The sequence below is a fragment of the Pseudomonas sp. ANT_J12 genome, assembly GCF_008370045.1.
Classification (GTDB): Bacteria; Pseudomonadota; Gammaproteobacteria; order Pseudomonadales; family Pseudomonadaceae; genus Aquipseudomonas.
The window spans coordinates 509,901-528,066 of sequence record NZ_VOBN01000002.1 but is presented as its reverse complement, the minus strand read 5'-3'; the positions used below and the strand labels follow the sequence as shown (position 1 = coordinate 528,066).

Below are 18,166 nucleotides of genomic sequence, written 5' to 3'. Positions count from 1 at the left end.
CACGAATTCGAATAAGAACTCACCGCTAGCCCAGGATTTGTCGAACAGCGTCTGACGCGCGACGGGCAGCCCTTATTCAATCCAAGAAAAATGCCAACCCTTGGCAGGGTGAAGTGTTGGCGATCAAAACCCAACTGCATTGCGCAAGCTGCTTTAGAGGTCGTGAGATGAGTAAAAACAGGTACCCCAGACTACTAGGCTTATTGCCGCTGCTCGGCACGTTGTTGCTGTCAGGCTGCAACATGACCTTGCTCGACCCCAAGGGCCAGGTCGGCCTGGATGAGCGAAACCTGATCATCACCGCAACGCTGCTGATGCTGTTGGTCGTTGTGCCGGTCATCGTCATGACGTTCCTGTTCGCCTGGAAATATCGCGCTTCCAACCCGAACGCGGTGTACGCGCCTAAATGGTCGCACTCCACCAAGATCGAAATCGCAGTGTGGGCTGTTCCGGTCCTGATCATCATTGCCCTGGGTTACGTGACCTACATTTCGACCCACGCCCTGGACCCGTACAAGCCGCTGGAATCCGACGTCAAGCCGATCACCGTTGAAGTGGTCTCCATGGACTGGAAGTGGCTGTTCATCTACCCGGAACAAGGCATCGCCACTGTTAACAAACTGGTGTTCCCGGCCAACACGCCTATCAATTTCAAAATCACCTCCGACACCGTGATGAACTCGTTCTTCATCCCGGGCCTGGGTGGCCAGATCTACGCGATGGCGGGCATGGAAACCAAGCTGCACCTGATTGCCAACCAGAACGCTGAATTCGACGGTATCTCCGCCAACTACAGCGGCGCGGGTTTCACCGGCATGAAGTTCAAAGCTATCGCCACTTCCCAGGCGGATTTCGATGCCTGGGTCAGTGATGTCAAGAAGGCACCTAAACAGCTGGAAAAAGCTGAATACGAAGCCCTTTCCAAACCAAGCCAGAACAACCCAGTCGAGCTCTACTCCTCGTTCACGCCAAACCTGTTCCAGATCATCGTCGACAAGTACGAAGGCATGAAACCGGGCCAGCCAATGCATCACGAGAAAAAAGAGCACGAAATGGCCGCCATGGAAGGGATGGACATGAGTTCGCATTCAGCTGCCGGGGCAGAGGAGTAAACGATGTTTGGTAAATTAAGTTGGGAAGCGGTCCCGTTCCACGAACCGATTGTGATGATTACCATCGCCATGATCGCGCTCGGTGGTCTGGCTGTGTTCGGGTTGATCACCTACTTCAAGAAGTGGACCTACCTGTGGACCGAGTGGCTGACGTCGGTCGACCACAAGAAAATCGGCGTGATGTACATCATCGTCGCCATGATCATGCTGCTGCGCGGTTTTGCCGACGCCATCATGATGCGTTCCCAGTTGGCCATGGCCACCGAGGGTTCGCCTGGCTACCTGCCGCCTGAACACTATGACCAGATCTTCACCGCTCACGGTGTGATCATGATCATCTTCATGGCGATGCCATTCTTCACCGGCCTGATGAACCTTGCAGTGCCGCTGCAGATCGGCGCCCGTGACGTTGCCTACCCGTTCCTGAACTCCCTGAGCTTCTGGCTGCTGGTCTCCGGCGTCGTGCTGGTGAACGTGTCCCTGGGTGTCGGCGAGTTCGCCCGTACCGGTTGGGTTGCGTATCCACCGCTGTCGGAACTGGGCTACAGCCCGGGCGTGGGTGTGGACTACTACATCTGGGCACTGCAGCTATCGGGTCTAGGTACGACGCTGACCGGGGTTAACTTCCTGGCCACCGTGCTGAAAATGCGTACCCCGGGCATGAAGATGATGGACATGCCGATCTTCACCTGGACCTGCACCTGGGCCAACGTGCTGATCGTGGCGTCGTTCCCGATCCTGACCGCTACCCTGGCTTTGCTGACGCTTGACCGTTACATGGATTTCCACATTTTCACCAATGAACTTGGTGGCAATCCAATGATGTACGTCAACCTGTTCTGGGCCTGGGGTCACCCCGAGGTTTACATCCTGATTCTGCCGGCGTTCGGGGTCTTCTCCGAAGTCATCTCGACCTTCTCCGGCAAGCGTCTGTTCGGCCACCACTCGATGATCTACGCCTCGGGCGCGATCTCGATCCTGGGCTTCATGGTCTGGCTGCACCACTTCTTCACCATGGGCTCGGGTGCGAGCGTCAACGCCTTCTTCGGGCTGGCGACGATGCTGATCTCGATTCCGACGGGGGTGAAGCTATTCAACTGGCTGTTCACCATCTATCGCGGTCGCTTGCAGTTCACCAGCCAGGTGCTCTGGACCCTGGGCTTCATGGTGACCTTCGCCATCGGCGGCATGACCGGCGTACTGCTGGCCATCCCGGGTGCTGACTTCGTGTTGCACAACAGCCTGTTCGTGATCGCTCACTTCCACAACGTGATCATCGGCGGCGCAGTATTTGGCTACATCGCTGGTTTCGCCTTCTTCTTCCCTAAAGCGTTCGGCTTCAAGCTGCACGAAGGTTGGGGCAAGGCAGCGTTCTGGTTCTGGATCTCGGGCTTCTTCGTCGCGTTCATGCCGCTCTATGCACTGGGCTTCATGGGCATGACCCGTCGTCTGAACGCCACCACCAACCCTGAGTGGGTGCCTTACCTGCACGTTGCAATGTTCGGCGCGGTCATGATCGCCGTCGGTATTGCCTGCCAGTTGATCCAGCTGTACGTCAGTGTGCGTGACCGCAAGAAGCCAGAGAACATGTGCGAACACGGCGACCCGTGGAATGCCCATACCCTGGAATGGTCGACCTCGTCGCCACCGCCGTTCTACAACTTCGCCGTACTGCCGAAGGCTCCTGGCATCGACCCGTTCACTGAAGCCAAGGAAAACGGTACTGCGTACCAGGCTCCGGCCAAGTACGAGCCGATCCACATGCCAAACAACACCGCGACCGGCCTGGTCATGGGTGCTCTGTTAACCGTGTTCGGTTTCGCGATGATCTGGCACATCTGGTGGATGGCCATCTTCGGCCTCGCCGGTACCGTGATCTACTTCGTAATCCATGCTGCCCGTGATGACCAGGGCTATATGGTGCCGGTCGACGTGATCGAGCGCATCGAAGCCGAGCAGCACAAGCGTCTGGTAGCAGCAGGGAAAATCCCGGCTGGCGCCACCCGTGTTGAAACCTCGTTGGAACAGGCTTAAACCATGTCGAACTTAGTGACCAATGCTGGACACGTCCATGTCGATGGACATGGGCACGATGACCATCACCACGACTCGGGCGAGATGACCGTATTCGGTTTCTGGCTCTACCTGATGACCGACTGCATTTTGTTTGCGTCGATCTTCGCGGTGTACGCGGTACTGGTTAACAACGTAGCGGGTGGCCCGTCGGGCCACGACATCTTCGAGCTGCCATACGTGCTGGGCGAAACCGCCTGCCTGTTGCTCAGCTCGATCACCTACGGCTTCGCCATGCTGGCGTTGTTCAAGGGCAACAAGAAGGCAGTGTTGGGCTGGTTGGCCATCACCTTCCTGTTCGGCCTGGGCTTCATCGGCATGGAGATCAACGAGTTCCACATGCTGATCTCCGAAGGCTACGGTCCTAACCGCAGCGGCTTCCTGTCCGGGTTCTTCACCCTGGTCGGCACCCACGGTCTGCACGTGACCAGCGGTCTGATCTGGATGGCGATCATGATGTATCAGGTCAACAAGCACGGCCTGACGTCGACCAACAAGACCCGCCTGAGCTGCCTGAGCCTGTTCTGGCACTTCCTGGACGTGGTCTGGATCTGCGTATTCACCGTTGTTTACCTGATGGGGACCCTGTAATGGCTAATGCACATTCCCACGATAGCCACGACGCCGGTCATGGCAGCGTAAAGTCCTACGCCATCGGCTTCATCCTGTCGGTGATCCTGACGATCATTCCGTTCGGCCTGGTGATGTACCCATCGCTGCCGAAAGTCTGGACGTTGTGGATCGTACTGGCCTTCGCCGTGATCCAGGTACTTGTTCACCTGGTGTACTTTCTCCACCTGGACCGCTCCGCCGCCCAGCGCAATAACGTGATCGCGTTTGTGTTCGCTGCGATGGTGATCGTCCTGCTGGTTGGCTTGTCGCTGTGGATCATGTTCAGCATCCACACCGTCATGATGGCGCACTGAGGAAAGTCCGGATGTCCTTTAAGCACTTTATCCAAATCACCAAACCGGGGATCATTTTCGGTAACGTGCTTTCTGTGGCGGGCGGATTTTTCCTGGCCTCGAAAGGGCATGTCGATCTGGCCATCTTCCTGGCCGCCATGATCGGCACGTCCCTGGTGGTGGCTTCCGGTTGCGTGTTCAACAACTGCATCGACCGCGACATCGACCTGAAGATGGAACGCACCAAGAACCGGGTGCTGGTCCAGGGCTTGATCTCCCTGAAACTGGCCCTGATCTACGCGACCGTCCTCGGCATCGCCGGCGTTGCACTGTTGTACAAGGTGGCCAACCCGTTGGCCGCGCTGTTCGCGGTGATCGGTTTTGTCATCTACGTCGGCTTCTACAGCCTGTACCTCAAGCGCAAGTCGGTTCACGGCACGCTGGTGGGCAGTCTGTCGGGCGCCATGCCGCCGGTGATTGGTTACGTTGCCGTGACCAACAGCTTCGACATGGCCGCGCTGACGTTGCTGGTGATGTTCAGCCTGTGGCAGATGCCGCATTCCTACGCCATCGCGATCTTCCGCTTCAACGATTACCTGGCCGCATCGATTCCGGTGTTGCCAGTGAAGCGCGGGATTCAAGTAGCGAAGAAGCACATCCTGCTCTACATCCTGGCCTTCCTGATCGCGACCTTGATGCTGACCTTCAGCGGCTACGCCGGCATGAGCTACCTCGCCGTCGCCGCGGCCATGGGCATGTACTGGTTGTACATGGCCTGGACCGGCTACAAGGCAGTGGATGACACGGTCTGGGCACGCAAGCTGTTCGTGTTCTCGATCTTCACCATTACCGCGTTGAGCGTCATGATGTCGCTGGACTTCAAAGTGCCGAGTGAGCTGTTGCTGACTTATGCGCCGTAAGGTTTAGACGCTGTACGAAAAGCCCCGCCCTTCGAGAGGAGAGCGGGGTTTTTTATTGGGGATTCGTTGCCCAATTTTATTGATCGACTCCGCCTCTGTGGCGAGGGAGCTTGCTCCCGTCCGGCTGCGCAGCAGTCGTAAAACCTGTGCATGAGGTGTGCCTGATGACATACAGGGGAGTGCTTCGCACTCAAACGGGGGCAAGCCCATAGACCATTGCCCACTCACACAGCGGAAACCTCCTACAAAGCTTTCAGGTTGTCGGTCGGAAGTCGTCTGCCTAACCTTCGGGATGTCGCCAATCCAGCTGCAATTGCTGCCAGGCGCTTCGCCGTTACGTCATCACAGGCGTTGCTATTTCACAGCAGGTTAGAGGTTCGAACATGGAGTTGCCGGATGTAATCATTCCCCGCGTGAATACGAACACAACGTTGGGGCAGGCGTTGGTTTCCATGTTCAAATCTGTCGAAGCGGAACTGGTCCTTGAGGACGCAGAGGCGGGAGCTGTCAAATTTATCGTGTTCGGTGGATGCGCCGTTCATCTCTATACAAGTCACCGTGTTTCCACGGATGTCGATGCCGAGGTTTACGAGGCTAATGTCCCCAAAGGCCTGCACCTTCAATCAATGCTGGCAGAGATGCCCGAGCCATTCGTCGATGAACGATCCGGTCGATTGATGGAACTGAACTACGACCTTCAATACAACACAAGTTTTGGTCCAATTCACGAGGACTATTGGGAGCGGAGTCTGCCGCTTGCCGAGTTTTCGATTGAGTCTCCTCTGCATGTTCATATTGCAGCGCCTATCGACATTGCCATTTCAAAATTGGGCAGGGCTACGGATCAGGACATTGACGATATCAGGGCGCTTCTCAGGAGTGGTTTCATACTGACCACCGAACTCCGTCGACTGGCATTGCAGGCGATTGATGTATATGTTGGCAATAAAGAGCCACCAAGCTCTGTCCTCGACAGTATTTTGCAAGATTATCTGGAGAATACAGATGACGAAGCCCCGTAACGGCCACGTCCTCTCAGCCGCTTTGGACACGCTGGTCAAAAGCCCTTTGAATCAGGCAGATGATGCTGCGCTTGTCAGTGCGGCCAAGGCTGTTTGGTACACGAACGCGAACCTTGAAAGTGAAGTCACAGCATTTTTGAGTCGTCATTCTGCTGAGATCGAGGTTCGTCGTGCAGGCTACCTGCTCGAGCGTTTCACCCGTTTTGCGTGTGTGTCTGATAGCCGCGTGCTGGAAACCTTCAACGTGCTGGAGCTTTTTGCGTTCACGACTTCCAAGCAAGATGTGAAGCTTCAAGCAGTCACTCCACTTCGCCTGCGTCGTGATGAACTTGCCGATTCCTGGGGGTTAAGTGAAGGCCTTGGCTTAAAGGCTCAAACCCTCATGCCGTTTCAGACACGGCATTATGAGGCTGAGCAGCGTTCAACGATTTCCTGAAAGTCGGCTGCATGACAAGAGCCCTGCCTTCGAGAGAAGAGCGGGACTTTTCGTTCAGGACGGGACTTGATGTGATCAGCAAATGCCAGTCAGGCGCAGTCCCTATGGTGAGTGCGATCGATTATTCGTGAGGTGTGTCGAGCAGGCGGAAGAATCGCTCACGCACTTGAGGTTGATCGCTGTGTGCCACGTTAAATCGCAGGAATCGGCTGGCATCAGGCGCTTTGCTGAGCAAGGTGCCAGGTGCCAAGACGAGGTCGGTTTCCAGACCTTTGCGCGCCAGTGTTTCGGCGTGCAGCCCTTCGGGCAATCGCGTCCAGATAAACAAGCCTTCACCGGGCAGGGATGACACCGAACACCCGGCCTCGACCAACCAGCGCGCCACCCGACTGCTTGACTCATACAATCGATCCACCGTGCGCCGCACATGCTTTGCATAGCTGCCATTGCTGAGCATCGTGCAGGTAATCTGCTCCGCGAACTCCGAGGTCACGCCACCGCAGGCCATTTTCAGCGCGATCAGTCGCGCCGCCAGGGGCGGTGACAGCACGGCATAACTGACCCGACTATTGGCGGTCAGGGTGTTGGAGAACCCTGACACATAACTCACATTCTCCAGCCCGCTCGCCGCCAGGCGCGGTGTCCGGCGTTGTTGCAGGTCGCCATACAAATCGTCTTCGACAATGTGGAAACCATGCCGATGACTCAACTCCAGCAAACGATAAGCCTGAGCCGGGGAGAACGAGTGCCCGGTCGGGTTATGCAGCGTGCTGTTGGTCATGTAGAGCACGGGCTTGTGGGCGATCACCTGTTGCTCGAAGGCGTCGAGGTCCAGGCCGTCACAATGGCGGGGGACGGTGATGACGTGGGCGCCATGCAGCGCGAGGTTGGTGTGCAGGTTGAAGTAGCACGGATCGTCGAGCAGTACCGTGTCACCGGGTTTGAGCAACAGGCGCATCAGCAGGTCGATGGCTTGCATGGTGTTGGAGGTGGTGATGATCTGTTCCACCGGCACTTCGATGCCGAAGGACGACAGTTTGACCCGCAACGCCTGGCGCAGCGGCAGGTAACCGCCCACTACGCCGTATTCGCCCATGCGCAGGGCGGTGGCGCGCAGGGTGCCGCGTACGGCTTTGAGCAATTCTTCGGCGGGTAGCCAGGAGGAGGGCAGGAATCCGCAACCGGGGCGCAGGGCGCCGTTATCCACCAGCACGGCGCGGCGTACCACGCTGAGGGTGTCCTGGGGCAGCAGGTCCGGGCCGGCTTCGCTCGGGATGGTTGTGCTGGAACGGTGTACGTAATGCCCCGAACCCTGGCGCGACACCACCAGGCCTTTGGCGCGCAGGTGATCGAGGGCGTCGACCACCGTGGATTTTCCGACGTTCAACAGCTCGGCCAGTTCGCGGATCGGCGGCAACTTGGCGCCGTGGGGCAGCCCTCCCTGGCTAATGGCGATCGACAATTGATCGACGATCTGCTGCACCAGCGGCACGCCCGGCTGGAACTCGATGGCCGCAATCACGGCGCGTTGAGCCTGCATTTTACTGGTCTCCCTGGCAGTAAAGTTCGCTGGATTCTATCCGAACTTGCCCTGCTCAAGGCAAGCGTCTGTGCTTACCCTCGACGGCGTGTTTTGCCTGAATGATCAAGAAGGTGCCGCGATGAACAAGCCAACCACCCGTGATGAACGCTTTATCGAGCTGGCCAGGGAGCACGGCTTCGACCTCTACGACGAGAACACCGTCGGCGGCCATTACTCCCCGCTGATCCGCCATGGTGATGAACTGTACGTCAGTGGCCTGGTGCCGCGAATGAACGGCAAAATCCAGTACCCCGGCCGGGTTGGGCTGGAACTCAACCTCGCGGATGCCCAGGCCGCCGCCAGCATCAGTGCCATCCGCGCACTGGCACTGATCATGGATGCCGTCGGTTCACTGGATAAGCTCAAGTCACTGATTCGCGTCACTGTCTATGTCAAATCCACGTTTGATTTCGTTGATCTGAGTGAAGTGGCCAACGGTGCCTCGGATGTCTTTACCCACGTGCTGGGCGATGCCGGCAAACATACCCGAACCACGGTCGGCGTTTATCAGTTGCCGAAAAATGCCCCGGTAGAAGTGGACATGATCGTCGCGTTGCAACCTACGTTGTGAATGAAATCAGCCGTTAAAACGCCCCGCCTTTGCAAGAAGCGCGGGGCTTTTTCATTCAATGGCGTGGTAAAGACCTGCCTTGGGCTAATCTGTCAGAAGTTGGATTGTTAATGGATTGATACAAAGGGGTAGGTGGGGGGAAATGACTGACCACATGACGTGCGATGAACGCTTCATCGCCCTGGCTGCTGAGCTTGGCTACGACATCTATGGCGAAAGCACCACCGGCTGGCATTTCGAGCCACTGGTTCGGCACAACAATGAACTGTATGTCAGCGGGCTGATACCGCTTAAGCATGGCAAGGTTCAGTACCCGGGCAGAGTGGGCCTAGAGTTGACCCTGGCCGATGCTCAAGTTGCCGCGAGCATTTGTGCGATGCGTGGCCTGGCATTGGTTGTCGAAACTATCGGCTCACTGGATAAAATCAAGTCGCTGTTGCGCATCACGGTGTACATAAAGTCGACGGCGGACTTTGCTGACCTGAGCGAAGTGGCCAACGGCGCGTCGGATGTATTCAGGCATGTATTGGGTGATGCCGGAAAACATACACGAGTGACGATCGGTGTTTATCAATTGTCGAAAAACGCGGCAGTGGAGCTGGACATGATTGTTGCCTTGCGTCCTCCAGCGCTGTGACAGCGTTTCGGACAACAAAAAGCCCCGCGCTGAGCCTCAGCGCGGGGCTTTAAGTTTTGCAGTACCGCCAGGGTGTATTACTGCGCGGAGATGCTGTAACCCTCGAACGCGGTTTGCTGTTGCAGCGCGGTGATGATGTTCTTGCGGTTGACCGCTTGTTCAGTCCCGGCATTGTCCAGGAAAGTCTCGCTTTCCAGTTCCGCTTCCTCACCTTCGCCGACAAAGGTGAAACCGAGGAACTCCAGGGCTTCACGGTCAACATTCAGGCGTGAGCGCGGTGTGCGCAACGGCAGGGTGACGTTCACGCCATCCTTGCTGATGGTGAACACTTCGACTTCCTTCTTCGCCCTGGCGGTCTTGCTCTTGCCGCTGCTCGGGTTGCTGATGGCTTGATGGGTCTGATTCAGCACCTTCAGCGCCAGGCCATAGACGATTTCCTGAAACGCCGGGTCGTCCTTGAAGCTGGACAGAATGCGGCTGATCGGGAATTTGCTGCTCAGGTCTTCCAGGGCGGCAATGTCGGAAGCCTCGGCGTCCTTGAGTTGCTTGAGTTCGCCCATCAGTTCGTAGGCTTTATCGTCGTCGAAGCTGTCGTGAGCGTGGCGGATCGCAGCGCGCAGCTCGCGGATCTGGTCGCTTTCGCGAGTGGACTGGAAAGCATCCAGCACCATTTCGCTGATGGTCTTGGCCTGGGGCACATGCTGTGAAAGATTGATGGAGTTTTCGTATTCCGCTTTGGACGACAAGGTGACTACGGATTCAGCGGTGTTGGAATCGGACATTGAAATTTCACTACTTCTTTTAACTTGAGTTGAGGCGAGAAAGCGCTGGGCCTTTTCAGGCCGCCTAATCTATTGGACCTGAGCCGCGTTGTCACGACCCAACAGGCGGGCGGGCAGTATGCCGGGTGCGCGGATCACCCTGTAGGCGCGGACTTCAGGGATTGGAAAACCCGGTAAAACTTGAGCGTACGGCCGCAGAACAACCCGGTGGCAAAGCCTGAAGCACACGCCTTGAACAAGACCATCTGCAGCGTCGCCGACAGTTCTGGATACACCTCGGCCTGATAGCCGAAGTAATAGTTCACGGAAAAAAGCATGAGATAGAGCGTCAGTGCCTTGGGCGAGCCCGGCAGGATCAGTCCGGTTTGCGGATCATCCAGCTCGATGCCCTTGCGCGTGAAAATCAACAGCGCAGCGAGGCTACCGACCAAGACTGCGATCAACCAGCAAGTCAGCGTCAACGGTGGATTGAGCGTCAGATTCAGCGAATACAGCGACCAGGCGAGCAGAATCGTCGGCGTGATCAGCCATGAAGTTTTGCCTTCCCGAGTGGGGGACAGGGTTTTGATGCCGTCGTAGCACAGCAGCAGAAATACCACGTAAACCCATAACGGGGTGTTTTGCAGGGTGTTCAACATGACGCAGCATCCTTGCCGAAATTGAGTGCCGGGATCATAGCGCTAGCGCCCGGTTATTACCCCGGCGAATTCAGATTCATCGAGCGAACCACCATTTGCTCAGCCATTTGCGGGTCCACGGGCAATGTGAAGCGGAAGGTTGCACCGCGTCCCGGAACATCGACCAACTGGATGTCACGGCCATGCAGTTGCAGGATCCGATGCACGATTCGCAGCCCAAGCCCGCCATCACGCCGTGCGCCGCCAATATTGAATGGACGCAGGAATAGGCCTTCGCGCAGTTCGGCGGCGATGCCGGGGCCGGTGTCGCTGATGGTGATTTCGACAAAAGTACCTTGCGGACGCAGGCTGAGTTCGATTTCTCCGCCTTGCGGTGTATGGCGCAGGGCGTTGTCGAACAGATTGGTCAGGACCCGTTCGATCAGTCCGAGGTCGGCGCAGGCGGCGGAAACATTCGGGGCGAAAGTGGCCTTTAGTTCCACCTGGCGCGCCTCGGCGGTGAGTTCGAATTTCTGGAAGATGTCCTGCACCAGATCGGTTACGGAGAAACGCTCAAGCACCGGTTGCACAAAACCGTGTTCCAGTCGCACCAGTTCCAGCAGCGATTGCGCCAGGCCACCGACCTTGCGGCTTTGATCAAGCGCGATGCCCAGGTAGCGCCGCCGGTCGGCGGAGGACAGCGTGGCGTCCTTGAGCGACAGGGTTTCCAGATAACCGTGCAGCGAAGCGAGCGGTGTGCGCAGGTCGTGGGAGATGTTCGCCACCAGTTCGCGGCGTTCCTGGTCCTGGCGGGTCAGCGAGCGCCATTGTTCGCTGAGGCGGGTTTGCATCTGCCGGAAGGCGGCGTCGAGGACGGCAATTTCATCGTGGCTGGCGGCTTTTTCCACCGGGATTGCCGTGGGTGGCGTGACCGGGATGCCGTCGATGTCGAACTGGCTGACGGTCTCGGTCAGGCGCCGCAACGGCCGGGTGATCAGGGCAAAAGCCGTGAGGCCGGCAATCAGGCACAACAACGCCACCAGGCCGATGGACAACAGCGCGGTATTCAGCGCGGCGCTGGTGGCACCGCGTTCGGCAAAGCGGTCGTGTTCTTCACTGAGCAACACCACATACAGATAGCCGGCCGGCTTGCCATCGACCTGCAACGGCGCGGCGCTGAACACCTTGCGGCCATCGACGCTGCGCGGGTCGTCGCCAAGAATCGGCAGGGCATCGCCCTTGAGCAAATGCTGGATCGGCTGCAGATCGACTTTATTGCGGCGTATCCGCCCTTCAGGGGCGGCACTGCCGACAATCCGCCCCTGGCTGTCGAGCAGATAGACCTCGACACTCGGGTTGACCAGCATCAGTTGGCTGAACAGGTCGCGCACGGCGTTGGGCATCAGGCCTTTGGCGTCCATCAGCACAGTATCGTGGGCGATGTGCTGGGCCAGGTCCCGGGACAACCCTTGCACCACTTCCAACTCATGCATCTGGTTGGCGCGCACCTGCATCCAGGCCGAAGTGCCGCAACACACCAACAGCAACACGGCGAACACCAGGGACAGGCGCTGCGTCAGGGTCAATCTCATGGCTGGTCCTCCGGTGCGGCGAATTTGTAACCGCGTCTCCACACCGTGAGAATGCGTGCCGGTTGTGCGGGGTCTTTCTCGATCTTGGCCCGCAGGCGATTGATGTGCGTGTTGACCGTGTGCTCGTAGCCTTCATGGGTGTAGCCCCACACCGCGTTGAGCAGGTCCATGCGCGAAAACACCTTGCCCGGTTGGCGGGCGAAGAAATACAGCAGGTCGAACTCCCGTGGCGTGAGGTCCAGGCGTCGGCCATCGAGGGCGACATCGCGGGTGATCGGGTCGATGGACAAGCCGTCGACGGTCAGGCTGCCGGCGTCCATTTTCAGGTTGCGGGCCATGGCATCGACCCGTCGCAGCAGCGCCTTGACCCGGGCCACCAGCTCCAGCATGGAAAACGGTTTGGCCAGGTAATCGTCAGCGCCCAGCTCCAGACCGAGGATGCGGTGCAATTCGCTGGAGCGGGCGCTGGTGATGATGATCGGTGTGTAACGGGCCATGGCCCGGGCGCGGCGGCAGATTTCCAGGCCGTCGACACCGGGCAGCATCAGGTCGAGGATCAGCGCGTCCCAGCTTCCTTGCTGCAACAGGCGCATGCCTTCGTCCCCGTCGGCGCAATGCACCACCTCGAACTGCTCATCGCGCAGATGCAGGCAGATAAGGTCGGCGATATGCAGGTCGTCCTCGACCACCAGGACGCGTTTGGTCTGTTCCATGAAGCTCAATCCTTTGCTGCGAATGGGCACATTGTGCGGGTTTTCCTCGGGTTCAGTTATCACGAATTGTTTAACTCCCCGTGAGGATTTGGCGATCAACCCAAGCCTAGGCTGTGTTCCATGACAGGTACCTGGGATTTTTGGAGACGGCCATGTTTTCACGCAGACAATTTCTTTTAACCAGCGGCGGGCTGGGGGCTGCAGCCCTGGTGATCGGTGTATTGCCAAAATTTGCGGCGAGTTCGGCGCTGATCAGCGAGGCCGATGCGGCGGAGGTGTTCGAGGTGACTCACACCGACCGCGAATGGCGCTCCCTCCTCAGTGCCGAACAGTACGAAATCCTGCGTGAAGAAGGCACCGAGCGGGCCTATAGCAGCCCTTTGAACAACGAGCATCGGGCGGGCACGTTCGCCTGTGCCGGGTGTGATCTGTCGTTGTTTTCATCCGATACCAAGTTCGACAGCCGTACCGGTTGGCCAAGCTTCTGGGCGCCGCTGGACAAGGCCGTTGCCACGCGTCAGGACCGCTCGTTTGGTGTGTTGCGTGAAGAGGTTCACTGTCGGCGTTGCGGCGGTCACCTGGGTCATGTCTTCGACGATGGGCCAAAACCGACGGGGCTACGCTACTGCATGAATGGCCTGGCCATGACCTTCGAGCCACAGGCGGCTTGATTCGCGGGCGCCTCCTTTCTTTCTCCTGATGCAGGTCGACGCTATGTGGCTTCTGGTTCTCTCTTACCTCGGTGGTGTGCTGACGATTGTCAGCCCGTGCATTCTCCCGGTCCTGCCGTTTGTCTTTGCACGCACCGGGCAGCCCTTTGTGAAAAGTGGCCTGCCGCTGCTGGTGGGGATGGCCATGACGTTCGCGCTCGTCGCCACGTTGGCGGCAGTGGGCGGCGGTTGGGTGGTGCAACTCAATCAGTACGGTCGCTGGCTCGCGTTGGTGTTCGTGGCGCTGTTCGGGCTGACGCTGTTGTTGCCCCGGTTGGCGGATCGCCTCACACGCCCGCTGGTAGCGGCCGGCAGTCGATTGTCGGAAGTGGCGGGCGCCGATGCCCGGCCACGTCCCGGTGCGTCGTTCCTGATCGGCGTCGCCACGGGCCTGCTCTGGGCGCCGTGCGCCGGGCCGATTCTGGGGTTGGTACTGACGGGGGCGGCGCTGCAAGGGGCGAGCATCGGCACCACCTTGTTGCTGCTGGCGTACGCCGCCGGTGCGGCAACGTCATTGGCCGTGGCATTGCTGCTGGGCGGCAAGGTATTCGCGGCGATGAAACGCTCGATTGGCGCTGGCGAGTGGGTGCGACGTGGGCTGGGTGCGCTGATGCTGGCCGGTGTGGCGGCCATCGCCCTGGGACTGGATACCGGGATTCTGGCGCGGGTTTCAACGGCGTCCACGGGCGGCATCGAACAGGCCTTGGTCGGGCGACTGGCCGGTAAATCACCGAGCAGCCCGACGTCGGGCAGTGCCCTGCAAGTGGCGGACAAAACACCCGGCACACTGCCTGTCGAGGGCAACCTCCCGCCGCTGGACGGCGCCGTGCAATGGCTCAACTCGCCACCCCTCACCGCCGAGGCGTTGAAGGGCAAAGTGGTGCTGGTGGATTTCTGGACTTATTCCTGCATCAACTGCCTGCGCACGTTGCCCTATGTGAAAGCCTGGGCCGAGAAGTACCGCGACCAGGGGCTGGTGGTGATCGGCGTGCATGCACCGGAGTTTGCCTTCGAACGCAATGTCGGCAACGTCACCAAGGCCATGAAGGACCTGGGCATCAACTACCCGGTAGCCATCGATAACGACTACAAGATCTGGCGCGCCTTCAACAACGAGTATTGGCCGGCGCACTACTTTGCCGACGCCCAGGGGCGCATCCGTTATCACCACTTTGGCGAAGGCGAGTACGCCGAGTCGGAGCGGGTGATCCAGCAACTGCTGCGTGAGGCCGGGGCGACGAAGGTGGCGGACGGCCTGATCAATGCCAGCGCCGAGGGCGTGCAGCTCGCCCCGGACAAGAAGGAAGCGCTGTCTCCGGAAACCTATGTCGGCTACCAGCGTGCGGAGAACTTCGTACCTGAAAAAGGCTTCACGGCCGACAAGGTCGCGACCTACAACCCACCGGCACAATTGGCCCTCAATGACTGGAGCCTTGGTGGGCAATGGAATGTCGGCCCGGAGCGTGCCACCTCCAGCGTTCCCGCCAGCCGCATCGTCTACCGCTTCCATGCGCGTGACCTGCATCTGGTGCTGGGCCCTGGCGCTGACGGCAAACCGGTGCGCTTCAAAGTCCTGATCGACGGCAAGGCCCCGGGCGATGCCCACGGTACCGACGTGGCGCCCGATGGTAGCGGCAGCGTGTCCGAACAACGCTTGTATCAATTGGTGCGTCAGTCCGGCGATGTCTCGGACCGCACCTTCAGCATTGAGTTTCTCGACCCGGGTGTCTCGGCGTATGCCTTTACGTTTGGTTGATAACGATCCCATTTTCCAAGGAGTCAGCCCTATGAAAACCCCATTCACCTGGCGTCGTACCCTGCTGGGCCTGGCAGCCGCCAGCGTTATCGGCCAATGCTCGGCGTTCTCTCTCGGTGCTTCCGAAGACGCCGTGGTCATCCCGGCACCGACCGTTGACGAAACCACCCAGGCTCACAGCGAAACCGCGGTCTTCGCCGGCGGTTGTTTCTGGGGCGTCCAGGGGGTGTTCCAGCATGTCAAAGGCGTGACGAAAGCCGTGTCCGGTTACGCAGGGGGCGCCGCCACCACCGCTGACTACGAGAAGGTCAGCGAGGGTGATACCGGACATGCCGAGTCCGTTGAAGTCACCTTCGATCCGACCCAGGTCAGCTACGGCACCTTGCTGCAAATCTATTTCTCGGTGGCCCACAATCCCACGGAACTGAATCGCCAGGGTCCTGATACCGGCACCCAGTATCGTTCAGCGATTTTCCCGGAGAACCCCGAACAGCAACGGGTCGCCCAGGCCTATATCGCCCAGCTGGACGCCGCGCACTCCTTTAACAAGCCCATCGTCACCAAACTGGAAACCTATAACGGCTTCTACCCGGCGGAGGATTACCACCAGGATTTCCTGACCGAGCACCCGACGTATCCGTACATCGTGATCAACGACATGCCGAAGGTGGCGCAGTTGAAGCAGCTGTATCCGGATCGGTATCAGGAGAAAGCGGTGTTGGTGAAGGCCGGGTTATAAGCGCTTGCCCATTTCAAAGGCGCGCATTTCATAACCCAGCTCCTCATACAGACGAAGGGCCGGTGCGTTGAACGCCCAAACGGTCAACCGAAGGTCCGTGGCGCCCTGTTCGATGGCCCAGGCCTGAGCGCGCTCCATCAGTGCACGCCCAACACCTTGGCCACGAGCATTGTCGTCAACACTGACCGAGCCCACCCGACCCACCTGTTGGTGCTGAATCAGTGGGCTGTTGAATGCAGTGACTTGCACAGTGATGAAGCCAATCGCCTTGCCAGCCTGTTCGGCAAGAAAGGTCACTTGATGTTCGCTGTCGAGGTGCGGCTGCCAGTGAGCGCTGTCCCGCGCGAAATCCTCAGTGGCCGGTGCATAGATGTCGGGTCGTTCACGGTGATGAAGGCTGTTGAGTTGCTGGCCCAATTCGCAAATGGCCAGAAGATCGTCCGGCTTGGCCCGGCGATACAGGGGAGGGGGCGTCATTGGCTATCCTTAGCGTTGATTGATTTCAGCGAGTATACGGCCGGTCACTTGCTACGCGGACGCTCCATGGCAATGGTCGATGCCTCAAAACCCAGGCTGGAGAAAAACGCGGGAGCACCTTCCCGGCCGGCGCGTAAAACCCAGGTGATGTGCGGATTTTCACCCATCACATGTTCGACCAGCGCACGACCTACACCTTCACGTCGATGCTGCCCACACACGACCACCATCGACAGATAACCGTTGGACAGTCCGTCGGTAATGCCTCGGGCAAACCCGATGATCCGCGAGTCCTTTACCGCGAGCGCCGTGCGCTGGGAGTTGGCGAGCAGTTGCGCGAAATGCTCGGCCGAACCGATACGGTGGGCCCAGCCATTGTGCTCAAGAAAAAGCCTCACGGATTCGACGTCCGAAGGCTGCACATCGCGAACAAGCAGATCGGCGCTCATCCCGAAATCACGTTCTTGCCCATCACCTTCGACCGATACAGCGCCTGATCGGCCCGGGCCAGCAGCCCGGTCTGTTGTTCCTCTTCAAAGCGCTGGACCACGCCAAAACTCAGGGTGACTTGAAAGTCCCCCACGGGTAGCAAGCCCGTCAGGCCCTGGCGGATGGTTTCCGCGATCCCGCGGGCACCGGCCAGTGAGGTGTTGGGCAGAATCATGATGAATTCGTCGCCGCCCCAGCGGGCCAGCAAATCACCGTCGCGTACACAGCGTTTCAGGCAGTCGACCACTTGCACCAACGCTGCATCGCCCAGTGCATGGCCGTAGTGATCGTTGATGATTTTGAAGTCGTCGATGTCCATGGCGATCAGCGACAGCGGCTGGCGGAAGCGCTGGGCGCGGTCGCATTCCTGGGGCAGGACTTTTTCCAGGCGATAGCGATTGGCGACGGCGGTCAGGGCATCGGTTTCCGCCAGTTTGCGGTTTTCTTCGAGCTGGATTTGCAGTTGCTGATTGACCCGGGACAGCTCCCGGGTGCGTTCTTCGACGAGGGCTTCAAGGGAGTGATTGCGCCGCTCCAGTTGTTCGAGCAGGCGTTTCTTGTCTTCGATGCTGCGGTGCGCCCCGACCATCCGCGCCACCGAACCATCGGCATTGCGTGCCAGGATGTAGCCGTGGTCTTCGATCCAGGTGTAGGTGCCATCCTGTCTGCGGCATCGATATTCGGCCTTATAGCCGGACGCGCGTTGACTCAGGTAGTCATCGAACAACGCCATGACCCGCGGATAATCGTCGGGATGCATCACGGTTTCCCAGGTCAACACTGTGTTTTCCAGTGAGTGCGGCGGGTAGCCGAGCATCTGGTACCAGCCGGGGTTGCGGTAGACGAAACCGGTATTGGCATTCCAGTCCCAAATACCGTCGCTGACCAGTTCCATAATGGTGTGCAGCAAGTCTTCGTTGAAGTCCGACAGATTGAATTTCACCGGCTCGATACTCGACGCGTCGCCCATCACCGCTCTCCTTGCCGTCCTGATATCGAAGTCATTCGCCCGTCGAGCAGATTAGTCCATGGC

At 58.8% G+C, this 18,166-nt stretch carries 20 protein-coding genes; 12 read left to right on the top strand and 8 right to left on the bottom strand.

Translation table 11 applies throughout. The features are described from left to right. Positions 1-167: 167 nt before the first annotated feature. From cyoA to FQ192_RS08205, 7 genes are all read left to right on the top strand, one after another. Positions 168-1,112: a ubiquinol oxidase subunit II gene (cyoA, locus tag FQ192_RS08235; RefSeq protein ID WP_149658142.1), complete on the top strand. Its 945-nt coding sequence runs from the start codon at positions 168-170 to the stop codon at positions 1,110-1,112. A 3-nt stretch (positions 1,113-1,115) separates the two neighbouring features. Beyond that, on the top strand, positions 1,116-3,146 hold the full coding sequence (gene cyoB / locus FQ192_RS08230) for a cytochrome o ubiquinol oxidase subunit I (protein ID WP_149658141.1): 2,031 nt from the start codon (positions 1,116-1,118) through the stop codon (positions 3,144-3,146). 3 nt (positions 3,147-3,149) lie between these two features. Continuing rightward, complete coding sequence (locus FQ192_RS08225) at positions 3,150-3,776, top strand: cytochrome o ubiquinol oxidase subunit III (RefSeq protein WP_133840526.1); 627 nt, start codon at positions 3,150-3,152, stop codon at positions 3,774-3,776. Beyond that, positions 3,776-4,111: a cytochrome o ubiquinol oxidase subunit IV gene (gene cyoD, locus FQ192_RS08220; protein ID WP_054045505.1), complete on the top strand. Its 336-nt coding sequence runs from the start codon at positions 3,776-3,778 to the stop codon at positions 4,109-4,111. Before FQ192_RS08225 ends, cyoD begins: the two co-directional genes overlap by 1 nt. An 11-nt stretch (positions 4,112-4,122) precedes the next feature. Then, entirely contained in the window at positions 4,123-5,010 is an 888-nt protein-coding gene (cyoE, locus tag FQ192_RS08215) for a heme o synthase (protein ID WP_149658140.1), read from the top strand. 383 nt (positions 5,011-5,393) lie between these two features. Continuing rightward, positions 5,394-6,032, top strand: coding sequence for a DUF6036 family nucleotidyltransferase (locus FQ192_RS08210; RefSeq protein ID WP_178129039.1), 639 nt, complete (start codon positions 5,394-5,396; stop codon positions 6,030-6,032). Then, entirely contained in the window at positions 6,016-6,468 is a 453-nt protein-coding gene (locus FQ192_RS08205) for a hypothetical protein (RefSeq protein ID WP_149658139.1), read from the top strand. The genes FQ192_RS08210 and FQ192_RS08205 overlap by 17 nt, the downstream gene beginning before the upstream one ends. Before the next feature lie 121 nt (positions 6,469-6,589). Here FQ192_RS08205 and FQ192_RS08200 read toward each other — a convergent pair whose 3' ends face one another. Then, positions 6,590-8,008, bottom strand: a complete 1,419-nt coding sequence (locus tag FQ192_RS08200; RefSeq protein WP_149658138.1) for a PLP-dependent aminotransferase family protein — start codon at positions 8,006-8,008, stop codon at positions 6,590-6,592. Between the two features lie 121 nt (positions 8,009-8,129). Between FQ192_RS08200 and FQ192_RS08195 the strand changes: the two genes are divergently transcribed. Together FQ192_RS08195 and FQ192_RS08190 are read left to right on the top strand one after the other, a co-directional pair. Continuing rightward, positions 8,130-8,621 (top strand): RidA family protein, encoded by a 492-nt coding sequence (locus FQ192_RS08195; protein WP_149658137.1) that lies wholly within the window; start codon positions 8,130-8,132, stop codon positions 8,619-8,621. A gap of 142 nt (positions 8,622-8,763) precedes the next feature. After that, on the top strand, positions 8,764-9,258 hold the full coding sequence (locus tag FQ192_RS08190) for a RidA family protein (RefSeq protein ID WP_149658136.1): 495 nt from the start codon (positions 8,764-8,766) through the stop codon (positions 9,256-9,258). A gap of 77 nt (positions 9,259-9,335) precedes the next feature. On the opposite strand, the gene FQ192_RS08185 is transcribed toward FQ192_RS08190, so the two are convergent. From FQ192_RS08185 to FQ192_RS08170, 4 genes are all read right to left on the bottom strand, one after another. Further along, a complete protein-coding gene (locus FQ192_RS08185; protein ID WP_149658135.1) occupies positions 9,336-10,040 on the bottom strand; it encodes a hypothetical protein in 705 nt (234 codons plus the stop codon). A gap of 134 nt (positions 10,041-10,174) precedes the next feature. Next, positions 10,175-10,678: a DUF6622 family protein gene (locus tag FQ192_RS08180; RefSeq protein ID WP_149658134.1), complete on the bottom strand. Its 504-nt coding sequence runs from the start codon at positions 10,676-10,678 to the stop codon at positions 10,175-10,177. Positions 10,679-10,734: 56 nt separating this feature from the next. Next, positions 10,735-12,249, bottom strand: coding sequence for a HAMP domain-containing sensor histidine kinase (locus FQ192_RS08175; protein WP_149658133.1), 1,515 nt, complete (start codon positions 12,247-12,249; stop codon positions 10,735-10,737). Next, a complete protein-coding gene (locus tag FQ192_RS08170; protein WP_149658132.1) occupies positions 12,246-12,962 on the bottom strand; it encodes a response regulator transcription factor in 717 nt (238 codons plus the stop codon). Before FQ192_RS08170 ends, FQ192_RS08175 begins: the two co-directional genes overlap by 4 nt. 152 nt (positions 12,963-13,114) lie before the next feature. Between FQ192_RS08170 and msrB the strand changes: the two genes are divergently transcribed. Genes msrB through msrA form a run of 3 tightly spaced genes read left to right on the top strand, consistent with a single transcriptional unit; the run spans position 13,115 to position 16,167 of the window. Beyond that, positions 13,115-13,633 (top strand): peptide-methionine (R)-S-oxide reductase MsrB, encoded by a 519-nt coding sequence (msrB, locus tag FQ192_RS08165; RefSeq protein ID WP_149658131.1) that lies wholly within the window; start codon positions 13,115-13,117, stop codon positions 13,631-13,633. Between the two features lie 43 nt (positions 13,634-13,676). After that, positions 13,677-15,428: a cytochrome c biogenesis protein DipZ gene (locus FQ192_RS08160; protein ID WP_149658130.1), complete on the top strand. Its 1,752-nt coding sequence runs from the start codon at positions 13,677-13,679 to the stop codon at positions 15,426-15,428. Positions 15,429-15,459: 31 nt separating this feature from the next. Beyond that, on the top strand, positions 15,460-16,167 hold the full coding sequence (msrA, locus tag FQ192_RS08155) for a peptide-methionine (S)-S-oxide reductase MsrA (RefSeq protein ID WP_149658129.1): 708 nt from the start codon (positions 15,460-15,462) through the stop codon (positions 16,165-16,167). On the opposite strand, the gene FQ192_RS08150 is transcribed toward msrA, so the two are convergent. From FQ192_RS08150 to FQ192_RS08140, 3 genes are read right to left on the bottom strand one after another with little or no spacing between them, the layout of a single operon-like run. After that, a complete protein-coding gene (locus FQ192_RS08150) occupies positions 16,162-16,644 on the bottom strand; it encodes a GNAT family N-acetyltransferase (protein WP_149658128.1) in 483 nt (160 codons plus the stop codon). The genes msrA and FQ192_RS08150 overlap by 6 nt on opposite strands. A 44-nt stretch (positions 16,645-16,688) precedes the next feature. After that, complete coding sequence (locus tag FQ192_RS08145) at positions 16,689-17,093, bottom strand: GNAT family N-acetyltransferase (protein ID WP_149658127.1); 405 nt, start codon at positions 17,091-17,093, stop codon at positions 16,689-16,691. Further along, positions 17,090-18,103 (bottom strand): sensor domain-containing diguanylate cyclase, encoded by a 1,014-nt coding sequence (locus FQ192_RS08140; RefSeq protein ID WP_149658126.1) that lies wholly within the window; start codon positions 18,101-18,103, stop codon positions 17,090-17,092. Before FQ192_RS08140 ends, FQ192_RS08145 begins: the two co-directional genes overlap by 4 nt. Positions 18,104-18,166: the final 63 nt, after the last annotated feature.

Bases quoted from the DNA above. Each gene is read 5' to 3' on its own strand.
- msrA (WP_149658129.1), top strand. From the start codon at position 15,460: ATGAAAACCCCATTCACCTGGCGTCGTACCCTGCTGGGCCTGGCAGCC.
- FQ192_RS08145 (WP_149658127.1), bottom strand. From the start codon at position 17,093: ATGAGCGCCGATCTGCTTGTTCGCGATGTGCAGCCTTCGGACGTCGAA.
- FQ192_RS08140 (WP_149658126.1), bottom strand. From the start codon at position 18,103: ATGGGCGACGCGTCGAGTATCGAGCCGGTGAAATTCAATCTGTCGGAC.
- FQ192_RS08225 (WP_133840526.1), top strand. From the start codon at position 3,150: ATGTCGAACTTAGTGACCAATGCTGGACACGTCCATGTCGATGGACAT.
- FQ192_RS08190 (WP_149658136.1), top strand. From the start codon at position 8,764: ATGACTGACCACATGACGTGCGATGAACGCTTCATCGCCCTGGCTGCT.
- FQ192_RS08185 (WP_149658135.1), bottom strand. From the start codon at position 10,040: ATGTCCGATTCCAACACCGCTGAATCCGTAGTCACCTTGTCGTCCAAA.
- FQ192_RS08200 (WP_149658138.1), bottom strand. From the start codon at position 8,008: ATGCAGGCTCAACGCGCCGTGATTGCGGCCATCGAGTTCCAGCCGGGC.
- cyoE (WP_149658140.1), top strand. From the start codon at position 4,123: ATGTCCTTTAAGCACTTTATCCAAATCACCAAACCGGGGATCATTTTC.
- cyoB (WP_149658141.1), top strand. From the start codon at position 1,116: ATGTTTGGTAAATTAAGTTGGGAAGCGGTCCCGTTCCACGAACCGATT.
- FQ192_RS08205 (WP_149658139.1), top strand. From the start codon at position 6,016: ATGACGAAGCCCCGTAACGGCCACGTCCTCTCAGCCGCTTTGGACACG.
- msrB (WP_149658131.1), top strand. From the start codon at position 13,115: ATGTTTTCACGCAGACAATTTCTTTTAACCAGCGGCGGGCTGGGGGCT.
- FQ192_RS08170 (WP_149658132.1), bottom strand. From the start codon at position 12,962: ATGGAACAGACCAAACGCGTCCTGGTGGTCGAGGACGACCTGCATATC.
- FQ192_RS08175 (WP_149658133.1), bottom strand. From the start codon at position 12,249: ATGAGATTGACCCTGACGCAGCGCCTGTCCCTGGTGTTCGCCGTGTTG.
- FQ192_RS08150 (WP_149658128.1), bottom strand. From the start codon at position 16,644: ATGACGCCCCCTCCCCTGTATCGCCGGGCCAAGCCGGACGATCTTCTG.
- FQ192_RS08210 (WP_178129039.1), top strand. From the start codon at position 5,394: ATGGAGTTGCCGGATGTAATCATTCCCCGCGTGAATACGAACACAACG.
- cyoD (WP_054045505.1), top strand. From the start codon at position 3,776: ATGGCTAATGCACATTCCCACGATAGCCACGACGCCGGTCATGGCAGC.
- FQ192_RS08180 (WP_149658134.1), bottom strand. From the start codon at position 10,678: ATGTTGAACACCCTGCAAAACACCCCGTTATGGGTTTACGTGGTATTT.
- FQ192_RS08160 (WP_149658130.1), top strand. From the start codon at position 13,677: ATGTGGCTTCTGGTTCTCTCTTACCTCGGTGGTGTGCTGACGATTGTC.
- FQ192_RS08195 (WP_149658137.1), top strand. From the start codon at position 8,130: ATGAACAAGCCAACCACCCGTGATGAACGCTTTATCGAGCTGGCCAGG.
- cyoA (WP_149658142.1), top strand. From the start codon at position 168: ATGAGTAAAAACAGGTACCCCAGACTACTAGGCTTATTGCCGCTGCTC.